The following is a 1,102-nucleotide window of genomic DNA, read 5'->3' as shown; positions in this document are numbered from 1 at the left end:
CGCCAGGTACGCGTCGATCGCCCACGCCGTACCCGGCGTCAACGCCCGACGCCGCGGCCGGCCACCCTTACCGACGAAGCGGACACTGCGGTGCCCCCGCTCGGCCCCCAGATCCGCCAGGTCCAACGACACCAGCTCCCCCACCCGCAATCCCAGGTCGGCCAGCAGACCCACCGCCGCCCGGTTGCGGGCCGCCGTGGGCCCGGTGTCCGCGTCCGCGGCAGCCAACAGGGCATCCACCTCCTGCGGCGTCAACCCCACCGTGGCCGAATGGTCCCGGTCGACCCGGGGCCGGTCCGCGCCGGACACCGGATTGGCCTCCACCGCCCGCAACTTCACCAGAAAGTCGTACCAACTCGACAACGCCGACAGTTTCCGCGCCACCGTCGCCGGGGTCAACACCCGACCGGTCCGCGCGTCCACACTCGCCTCCAACGCCCGCGCATACGCGTTCACGTGCAGAAATGTCACCGCCAGCGGATCCAGGTCCGCCTGCGCGCACCACCCCAGCCAGCCGGCGATGTCCCGCCGGTACGCCACCCGGGTGTGCTCGGACAACCGCCGGTTGAGCAGCCACGCCTCGGTGAAATCCACCGGACCGGCGGCGAGCGCCGGAAGACCACCGGGACGGGAAACCACAGGAACAACACCACCGGACATGACAAAAGGTTCTCAGGTTCACCCGTCGCGGTGACGCAGGCGCGCCCGACAGACACCCGACCGCGACACCACCCACCCCGGACCAGGCGGCTAACCTCGACCCGTGCGCGCGAGCCGGCTGCTGTCCCTGCTGCTGCTGTTACAGGCCCGGGGCCGCATGACCGCCCCCGAACTCGCCCGCACCCTGGAAGTGTCGGTCCGCACCGTCTACCGCGACGTGGAGGCACTGGCCGCCGCCGGGGTACCCGTCTACGCCGAACGCGGCCCCGTCGGCGGATACCACCTCCTCGACGGCTACCGCACCCGACTCACCGGCCTCACCGCCCAGGAAGCCCAGACCCTGTTCCTGGCCGGCATGCCCGGCCCCGCCGCCGAACTCGGCCTCGGCGCGGTCCTCGCCGCCGCCGAAACCAAACTCCTCGCCGCCCTACCACCCCCACTG

2 protein-coding genes are annotated in these 1,102 nt (G+C 72.1%); one reads left to right on the top strand and one right to left on the bottom strand.

The window, feature by feature from the left end; translation table 11 throughout:
• A partial coding sequence (locus GSF22_RS33790) for a tyrosine-type recombinase/integrase (protein ID WP_208817944.1) occupies positions 1-660 on the bottom strand: 660 nt, incomplete at its 3' end.
• A 103-nt stretch (positions 661-763) separates the two neighbouring features.
• Here GSF22_RS33790 and GSF22_RS33785 point away from each other — a divergent pair.
• Positions 764-1,102: helix-turn-helix transcriptional regulator (locus GSF22_RS33785; protein WP_208817943.1), on the top strand; the 339-nt coding region annotated here is incomplete at its 3' end.

This window comes from Micromonospora echinofusca, assembly GCF_017614955.1.
Taxonomy (GTDB): Bacteria; Actinomycetota; Actinomycetes; order Mycobacteriales; family Micromonosporaceae; genus Micromonospora; species Micromonospora echinofusca_A.
The sequence above is the reverse complement of the archived record's forward strand: the minus strand, read 5'-3'. Positions and strand labels throughout refer to the sequence as shown.